The sequence below is a fragment of the uncultured Georgenia sp. genome, from assembly GCF_937958535.1.
In the GTDB taxonomy this organism is placed as follows: Bacteria; Actinomycetota; Actinomycetes; order Actinomycetales; family Actinomycetaceae; genus Oceanitalea.
The window spans coordinates 1-9,080 of sequence record NZ_CALGNQ010000229.1; the positions used below are offsets into that span (position 1 = coordinate 1).

6 protein-coding genes and 1 pseudogene are annotated in these 9,080 nt (G+C 71.7%); 1 reads left to right on the forward strand and 6 read right to left on the reverse strand.

Going from position 1 to position 9,080, the window contains the following annotated elements; all coding sequences use genetic code 11:
• The 6 genes and pseudogenes from Q0195_RS12115 to Q0195_RS12140 all read right to left on the reverse strand — a co-directional run.
• Positions 1-145, reverse strand: a pseudogene (locus Q0195_RS12115) (disulfide bond formation protein DsbA); the annotation flags it as partial.
• 51 nt (positions 146-196) lie between these two features.
• Complete coding sequence (locus tag Q0195_RS12120; protein WP_299278896.1) at positions 197-1,783, reverse strand: glycoside hydrolase family 43 protein; 1,587 nt, start codon at positions 1,781-1,783, stop codon at positions 197-199.
• Positions 1,780-4,200, reverse strand: a complete 2,421-nt coding sequence (locus Q0195_RS12125) for a glycoside hydrolase family 3 N-terminal domain-containing protein (RefSeq protein ID WP_299278910.1) — start codon at positions 4,198-4,200, stop codon at positions 1,780-1,782. The genes Q0195_RS12120 and Q0195_RS12125 overlap by 4 nt, the downstream gene beginning before the upstream one ends.
• 107 nt (positions 4,201-4,307) lie before the next feature.
• A complete protein-coding gene (locus Q0195_RS12130) occupies positions 4,308-5,198 on the reverse strand; it encodes a carbohydrate ABC transporter permease (protein ID WP_299278899.1) in 891 nt (296 codons plus the stop codon).
• Entirely contained in the window at positions 5,198-6,226 is a 1,029-nt protein-coding gene (locus tag Q0195_RS12135; protein ID WP_299278902.1) for a sugar ABC transporter permease, read from the reverse strand. Before Q0195_RS12135 ends, Q0195_RS12130 begins: the two co-directional genes overlap by 1 nt.
• Positions 6,227-6,235: 9 nt before the next feature.
• Positions 6,236-7,528, reverse strand: coding sequence for an extracellular solute-binding protein (locus Q0195_RS12140; RefSeq protein WP_299278904.1), 1,293 nt, complete (start codon positions 7,526-7,528; stop codon positions 6,236-6,238).
• A 345-nt stretch (positions 7,529-7,873) separates the two neighbouring features.
• On the opposite strand from Q0195_RS12140, the gene pepN reads away from it, so the two are divergent.
• A partial coding sequence (gene pepN / locus Q0195_RS12145; protein ID WP_299278907.1) for an aminopeptidase N occupies positions 7,874-9,080 on the forward strand: 1,207 nt, incomplete at its 3' end.

Consider the following 9,080-nt stretch of genomic DNA (forward strand, 5'->3'; position numbering starts at 1 on the left):
CCGCGAGCGACATGACGTGCCAGCGGGCCGTCACCGGGCGCACCTGCTCCACCTCACCCATCCAGCGTGACGTCATCCACGCCCAGGGGCAGATCGGGTCGAACCAGAAGTCCGCGACGTCCTTCGCGGCCACGTCCTGGGTCATGCATCCTCCTTGTCGACGGTGTCCGGCGCCCTCGCGCCGGCCCCGTCCAGCCTAAGCCTCGGCCGTGGCCCGGTCGGTGCCGGCCCCGGGCAGGTACTCCAGGTGCTCGACGTCGACGACGGTGTCGGTGGGGCGGCCGTTGCTCGTCGCGTAGACACCGAGCCACAAGCCGAGGAAGCCGCCGGTCGTGACGCTGTCGAGAGTGCGGCCGTCGACCACCCCGACGGTCGCGGGGGCCGCTCCGGGCGTGCCGGCGAGCAGCACGTACTCCTGTCCGCGGGCCCGGACCGTCAGGGTCACCCGCCCCTCGTCGACCGGCAGCGACCCGAGGTCGACCTCGACGCCGCGGCGGCGGTGGACCGCAGCGACCCGTCGGGCGGCCGCAGGCCCCGGTCCGGTCGTGACGAAGAGCCGCACGTGGTCCTGCTCGGACTGCCGGACGACGAGCCCCGCCTCCTCCCCCGCCGCCGGCTCGACGCGCAGGGTTGCGCGCACATCCACGTCCCGGTGCTGCTGGCGCACGCCGAGGAAGGCCGGCACCCCGGCCTCGGCGAGCGTGGTGGGACGCATCCGGACGGTCCAGCCCTGGCCGGCCGGTGTCGCGAACTCGGCGGCCGGCCGGCGGAGCGAGGTCCAGCGCAGGTCGTCGGGCGGCACGACGCCGGATGTCGAGCCCTGCGCCGTCCCGAGCGGCCGCGGAGCGGCCACGGGTACCTCGACCTCCGCAGGCACGCGGCCCTCGCCGGGCGCGAAGACCGGCCAGCCGTCCTCCCAGGACACCGGGACGAGGAAGGTCTCCCGGCCGAGGTTGTAGTGGTAGCCGCCGTACGGGCGCATCCCGAGCAGCACGGCCCACCAGCGCCCCACCGGGTCCTCCACGAGGTCGGCGTGCCCGACGCCGACGACGTCGACGTCGCGCCCGAGGTGGCGGTGGGTGAGAACCGGGTTCGCCCGGTTCCCGGTGTACGGGCCGGTGACCGACTCGGCCCGGGCCACGGAGACGGCATGGTGGAACTCGGTCCCACCCTCGGCGGTGAGCAGGTAGTAGGTCCCGTCCACCCGGTACAGGTGCGGCGCCTCGGACCACACGACGTCCCGCAGCGCACCGGTCCACACGACGTGCTCCCGGCCGACGAGCCGGCGGGTCTCGCGGTCGAGCTCCCGGACCCAGATCTCGGTCTGGTCGTGCCACTGCGGCTCACGCGCGAGGCGGGTGCCGTGCAGCCAGACGCGGCCGTCGTCGTCGAAGAAGATCGACGGGTCGATGCCGTCGGCGTCCAGCCACACGGGGTCGGACCACGGCCCGGCCGGGTCCTGCGCCGTCATGAGGAAGTTGCCGCCACGGTCGGGGTCCTGCTGGTCCACAAGCGTGCACACGACCCAGAACGTCCCGCCGTCGTAACGGATCGTCGGCGCGTACAGCCCACCGGACGAGGCGATGCCGTCGAGGTCGAGCTGGCCGGCCCGGTCGACGACGTGGCCGATCTGCTCCCAGGCGACGAGGTCACGGCTGTGGAAGACCGGCAGCCCGGGGAAGTACTCGAAGGTCGAGGTCACCAGGTAGTAGTCGTCCCCGACCCGGCACACGGACGGGTCCGGGTAGCAGCCCGGCAGGACCGGGTTACGCACCGTCGTCACCGGACACCTGCCTCCCTCGCAGCCGTCGGGACGGTCATGGCCACGGCGACCTGCCGCGGCTCGGCCGCGGTCACCTCGTGGAGCGCGCCGGTGATCCGCAGGGTCGCCCGGGCGGTGGCCGACCCGGGCAGCGTCCGTCGGACCGCCCGGCGGCCGTTGGTGATCGCGCCGCCGGTGTCCTGGCCGATGTCCCGCTCCCGTCCGGAGGCCCCGGCGTGGGAGGCCACCCACACCTCGACGTCACCCGGCTCGACCACCCGCACGAGACGCTCGTCGGAGAAGGCGAACCGGCCGGTCGGAACGGTGAAGGTGATCCGCCTCGCCTCGCCGGCACCCAGGGTCACGCGGGCGTAGCCGAGGAGCTGGACCACCGGACGGGCGACCGAGGCGCGGACGTCGTGACCGTAGAGCTGGACCGTCTCCGTGCCCGCGACGTCCCCGGTGTTGGTGACGGTGACGGCCGCGGTGAAGGTGCCGCCGGCGGCCACCTCGGCGTCGACCTCGAGGTCGTCGTAGCGGAAGCTGGTGTAGGACATCCCGAAGCCGAACGGCCGCAGCGGCGTGGAGTCCGCCGTGGTGACGTCCGACGGCCCGCCGAGCACGGGGTGGAGGTAGGAGTAGGGCTGTGCGCCGGTCGAGCGGGGCAGCGACAGCGGCAGCCGGCCCGAGGGGTTGACCGCACCGGTGATGACGCGCGCGATGGCGGTGGCGCCCTCCTCGCCGGGGAGGAACGCCTGGAGCACGGCGGCCGGCCGGGCACCGGGCCCGTCCAGCGCCCAGCCGATGGCGTAGGGCCGCCCGGTGATGAGCACGAGGACCACGGGCGTCCCGGTCGCCACCACCGCCTCGACGAGCTCGCGCTGGACCCCGGGCAGGTCGAGTGACTCGACGTCGTTGCCCTCGCCCACGGTGCCGCGCCCGAACAGCCCGGACTGGTCACCGACCACGACGACCGCGACGTCCGCACCCTCCGCCGCGGCGACGGCGTCGGCGAACCCGGAGGTGTCCTCCCCCTCGACGGCGCAGCCCGGGGCGAGCCGCAGCTCCGGGGAGCCGCCGCCGGACTGCGTGAGCACCGCTTCCAGCGCTCGAGCCACCGTCGGGATCTCGATGCCGGCGGGGTACTGCGGGTGGTGCGGCAGCACGTGGTTGACGAAGGAGTAGCAGCCGAGCAGCGCCTCGCTGCGGTCGGCGTTCGGGCCGATCACGGCGACCCGGGCGGGCGGGGTCGCGAGCGGGAGCACACCGTCGTTGGTCAGCAGCACGACCGACTCCTCGGCGATGCGGCGGGCCAGGTCACGGTGCCGGGGTGAGTCGAGGTCCACCGTCGTCGGCGGCTCGTCCTCGTACGCCTCGGGGTCGAGCAGCCCGAGCTCCTCCTTCTGCGCGAGCACGCGCAGCACCGCCCGGTCGACGTAGCGCTCGTCGAAGGCGCCGCTGCGGATCCGCTCGGCGAGCGGCTCGAGGTAGGCGTCGCCGGTGGGGAGCTCGACGTCGATACCGGCGGTCAGCGCGAGCGCCGCCGCCCCGCCGCGGTCGGCGGCGACCCGGTGCATCACCTCGAGGAAGGCGACGGAGAAGTAGTCCGCCACCACGGTGCCGTCGAAGCCCCACTCCTCCCGCAGGAGGGTGGTGAGGTACCGCGGGCTCCCGCCCACCGGGACGCCGTCGATGTCGTTGTAGGCGTTCATCACCGAGCGTGCGCCACCGTCGCGCAGCGCCATCTCGAACGGCGGCAGGTAGACGTCGGCGATCTCGCGCGGACCGGCGCTCACCGGGCCGTGGTTGCGGCCCGCCGTCGAGCCGGAGTAGCCGACGAGGTGCTTGAGGGTGGCGTGGACACCGGCCGCCTGGAGACCGCGGACGTAGGCCGTGCCGATGGTGCCGACGAGGTACGGGTCCTCCCCGATCGACTCCTCCACCCGCCCCCAGCGGGGGTCGCGGATGACGTCGAGCACCGGGGCCAGGCCCTGGTGGATCCCGAGCTCGCGCATCGAGTCACCGATCGCCCGGGCGGCCTCCTCGATGAGCGCGGGGTCGAAGGTCGCCCCCCAGGCCAGCGGGGACGGGAAGGCGGCGGCCTTCCAGGCGGCGAGCCCGGTGAGGCTCTCCTCGTGGACGAGCGCGGGGATCCCGAGCCGGGTCTCGCGCTTGAGCCGGCGCTGCTCCTCCCACAGCCAGCCGGCCCGCTCCGCCGGGTCGACCGGCCGGGTGCCGTAGACCCGCGTGTAGTGCCCGATGCCATCACGGGTGATCTCCGCCAGGCGGGTGGCCGGTGCCTGCCCGGCGCTCATCTCGGACTGCATCGGCGCCACGGAGCCGTTCTGGTCGAGCCAGTAGCCCACGAGCTGGGCGAGCTTCTCCTCCAGGCTCATCTGCGCGTGGAGGTGGCGGACGCGCTGGGAGACCGCCGGCATGGCGGGGACGAGATCGGACACGAGGCCCTCTCCTTCGTTCGTGCGAGGCGACGGCGGCGCGGGGAGCGCGCCTGCCGCGGCGGGTGGGTGTGTGGGTGCGGGTCGGGTCAGCCCTTGACGGCGCCCGTGAGACCACCGACGATCCGCTTCTCGAAGAACGAGAAGAAGATGAGCGCCGGGATCATCGACAGCGAGGTGAACGCCAGCACGCGGGCGGTGTCCACGGAGTACTCCGACGAGAACGCCTGGACCCCCAGCGGCAGGGTGTAGGACGCCTCGTTGTTGAGGATGAACAGGGGCAGCAGGTAGCTGTTCCAGCTCGCGATGAACGCGAGGATCCCCACGGTGACGACGCCGGGGACCGACAGCGGTACGACCATCCGGAAGAAGAAGCCGAGCCGGCCGGCGCCGTCGATCGCCGCCGCCTCCTCCAGCTCCCTGGGGATCGCCCGCAGGAACGGCACGAGGATGATGACGGTCGTCGGCAGCGCGAAGGCGATCTGCGGGACGATGATGCCGGTGAGGCTGTTCATCATGCCGAGGTTGCGGACGAGGATGTACAGCGGTGTGATCGCCACCGTGATCGGGAACATGAGGCCGGCGGCGAACAGGGAGTACATGGCCCCCCGGCCGCGGAAGTCGTACCGGGCGAGGACGTAGCTCGCCATGACGCCGAGCACGACGACGCCGGCCGTGGTGAAGACCGCCGCGATCGTCGAGTTGCCGATCTGCCGCCAGAACACCGGGTTGGCCAGCACCTCGAGGTAGTTCTCCACCACCCACGGGTCCGGCAGCCCCGAGGGGTCGGTGGTGATCTGGGAGTTCGTCCGGAAGCCGCCGATGATGATGTAGAGGACCGGCGCGATGCAGATCCCGACGAAGAGGACGGCGACGGCGTAGGTCACGGGTCCGCCGCGGCCCAGCCGGGACTCCCCGCCCCGCTCGGAGGCGGCGCGGCGGCGTCGGATCGCCTCGCGTGGCGCGGTGATCGCCGTCATCACTTCTTCCCTTCGGTGAGGGCGCCCTCGGTATCGCGCCGCAGGACGTAGCGCTGGTACAGGAGCGCGATGGTCAGCGAGATGAAGAACAGGACGACGGCGGCAGCGTTCCCGAAGCCGTAGCTGCTCGCGTTGCGTCCGAACATCACCATGTAGGTGGCCATGGTCGAGGTCCCCGCCGTCGTGGAGACGTACTGGCCCCAGATGATGTAGACGAGGTCGAAGAGCTGCAGGGAGCCGATGATCGAGAGGAAGGCCCAGATCCGGACCGTGGGGCCGAGCAGCGGCAGCGTGATCCGACGCTGGGTCTGCCAGTAGGAGGCGCCGTCGAGCGCCGCCGCCTCGTAGAGCTCCTCGGGGATGGACTGCAGACCTGCGAGGAAGAGGATCACCGCGAAGCCGATGTACTTCCACGAGATGATGATCATGAGGGACCAGATCGCGATGTCCGGGTCCGCGAGCCAGTCCACCGTCCAGTCCGGCAGGCCGGCCTTGACGAGGAGGTCGTTGACCGCTCCCGTGGTCCGGAGCATGAGCGACCAGCCGGTCCCGACGATGACCTCGGCGATGACGTACGGCACGAAGATGAGCACCCGGACGACCGACCGCCCACGGATCCGCCGGTTGAGCAGGAGGGCGATCGCCACCGCCGCCGGACCCTGGATGACCAGGGACATGACGACGATGAACAGGTTGTGCCGCAGCGCGTCGTGGAAAATCGGGTCCTGGAGGATGATCCGGTAGTTCTCCAGGCCGACGAACTCGGTCGCCGGCCCGAAGCCGTTCCATCGGAAGAAGCCGTAGTACGCCGCCATCAGCACCGGGAAGATGACGAAGCTGAGGAAGACGACGACAGCGGGACCGGCCAGCAGCGCGATCTCCCCGCGCTTGCGCCAGTCCGGCCGGCCGCGTCGCGCCCGCCGGGCGGGAGACGCCGCCGCGACGGCGACGCCTCCCGCACCCGACGCGGTGCCTCCGGGCGGGGCCTGTTGAAGGGCCAGCGACTGGTGGCCCGACGGGTCAGACATGACGGGCCACTACCCCCGGGCGGCGGAGCTGTTGACGGCGTCGATGATGCCCTGGGCGTCGCCCTGCCCGGCGAGCATCTCGACGACACCGGCGTTGAGCGCGTTGCCGACGTTCTGGCCGAAGAGGGTGTCGAGCCAGACCATGACGTACGGGGCCTCGTTGTAGGAGGCGAGGATGTCCTGGAGCGCACCCTCCTCGACGACGCCCTGCGCCTCCTGGCTGGCCGGCAGGGTGTGGAACGCCTGCGCGTAGCCCTCCTGGTACTCCTGCTGCATGAAGAAGTTGAGGAAGGCGGTGCACTCCTCCACCGGCGCCTGCGCCGAGCAGGTGAAGCCGTCGACGCCGCCCATCATCGCGGCGGGGTCGCCGGCACCGCCCTCGACGGCGGGGAAGGGGAACCAGCCGAGGTCCGGGAGGGGCTGCTCGTCCGGCGTGAGCGAGGCGATGACGCCGGGGTTCCACGCGCCCATGAGCTCCATCGCGGCCTGGTGGTTGGCGATGAGGCCGGCGGAGGAGCCGGCGCCCTGCTGCGCCGGGGTGGTGAGGAAGCCGTCGTTGAAGGGCTCGGTCGCGGCGAAGTCCGCGAGCGCCTCACCGGCCTCCAGCCAGCACTCGTCCTCGAAGGTGCCCGCCTCGGCGGCCGCCTCCATGGTCTCCTGCGAGCAGTACCGCAGGGCGAAGAAGTAGTACCAGTGGGCCGCCGGCCATGCGTCCTTGGCCCCGAGGGCGATGGGCTGGATCCCGGCGGCCTTGAGCGCGTCGACGGCGTCTTCGAGCTCGGCCATCGTCGTCGGCGGGGTGTCGATGCCGGCCTGCGCGAACAGGTCCTGGCTGTAGTAGATGCCGCCGGGGAGCACCGCGGTGGGCATGCCGTAGATCCCGCCGTCGACCGTGAAGGCGCTCAGCGCACCCTCACCGACCGCGGCACGGGTCGCGTCGTCGATGTGGTCGGTGAGGTCCAGCGCCTGGCCGGCGGCCACGACGTCGGCCAGCTTGCCACCGCCCCGCGCCATGAAGATGTCCGGTGCGTCCCCGGAGTTGAGGGCGGTCTGCAGTTTCCCGTCCATGTCCTCGTTCTGGATGGACTGGATGGAGATCGTCACCCCGGGGTTGGCCGCCTCGAAGTCCGCGACGGTGTTCTCCCAGTACTCCTTGCCCTCCCCCGTGGTCGAGTTGTGCCAGAAGGTCATCGCGACGTCGCCGTCACCTCCTCCGGCGCCGTCGTCGCTGCCGCAGGCCGCGAGCCCGAGGGCCGCGACCACCACCGTCGCCGTGGTCGCCAGTGTCTTGCGAGCTGTCATGGTTCCGTCCTCTGGTCAGGGGGCGAGTCGATCGACCGACCGGCGAGGGTCCGCCGGTCGGCGGGTGGCAACGGCGACAGCACCCTGGGGGGTGGTGGAGTCGTCATCGAGATCACTTCCGGTCGCCATCAGCCGTGGCCGCCCCCGACTATGGCTGCGCTCACACCGGTTTGTCAATCGTTATCGATAACGTTTTACTACCGATGGTCGGTCCGGGACTCCGCACCGGCGCGGGCTCGGCTCGACGCCGACCGCGGCACTATGCGCGTGTGTCGCCCGGCGGCGGCGTGGCAGGATCGAGGCGGTCGTCCCTCCACCGGCGACCGTCGCGCAGAAGGAGTCACCGTGCCCGGAGAGAACCTCACCCGCCAGGAGGCCGCCGAGCGCGCGGCGCTGGTCGACGTCGAGTCCTACGACGTCGAGCTCGACCTCACCCGCGGGGAACGGGTGTTCGCCTCCCGCACGACGATCTCCTTCTCCGCCCGCACCGGTGCGAGCACGTTCGTCGACCTCATCGCCGACACCGTCCACGAGATCCGGCTCAACGGCCGCTACCTCGACCCCCACGCGTGGGACGGCGCCCGCATCACGCTCACCGACCTGGAGGAGCGCAACGAGCTGCTCGTCGTCGCCGACGCCCGCTACATGCGCACCGGCGAGGGGCTGCACCGGTTCGTCGACCCGGTCGACGAGGAGGTCTACCTCTACAGCCAGTTCGAGGTGGCCGACTCCCGCCGGGTCTTCGCCGTCTTCGAGCAGCCCGACCTCAAGGCGAGCTTCCGCTTCACCGTCACCGCACCGCGGCACTGGACCGTGGTCTCCAACTCCCCCACGCCCGAGCCGGAGCCCGCCCCCGACCACCACGACGCGGCCGTGTGGCGCTTCGCCCCCACACCGCGCATCCCCAGCTACATCACGGCGGTCGTCGCCGGGCCCTACCACCGGGTCACCGGCGAGCTCACCAGCTCCGACGGGCGCACCATCCCGCTCGGGGTGTACTGCCGTGCCTCCCTCGCCGAGCACCTCGACGCGGAGAACATCCTCGACGTCACCCGCGCCGGGTTCGCCTTCTTCGAGGAGGCCTTCGACCGGCCCTACCCGTTCGAGAAGTACGACCAACTCTTCGTGCCGGAGTTCAACGCCGGCGCCATGGAGAACGCCGGTGCCGTCACCTTCCTGGAGAACTACGTCTTCCGCTCCAAGGTGCCCGAGGCGACGGTCGAGCGACGCGTCGTCACGATCCTCCACGAGCTGGCCCACATGTGGTTCGGCAACCTCGTGACGATGCGCTGGTGGGACGACCTGTGGCTCAACGAGTCCTTCGCCGAGTTCATGTCGACCCTGGCCACGGCCGAGGCCACCCGCTGGCGGGACGCGTGGACCACCTTCTCCTCGCTGGAGAAGGCGTGGGCCTACCGGCAGGACCAGCTCCCCTCGACCCACCCGATCGTCGCGGAGATCCGCGACCTGGAGGACGTCGAGGTCAACTTCGACGGGATCACCTACGCCAAGGGCGCCTCGGTGCTCAAGCAGCTCGTCGCCTGGGTGGGCC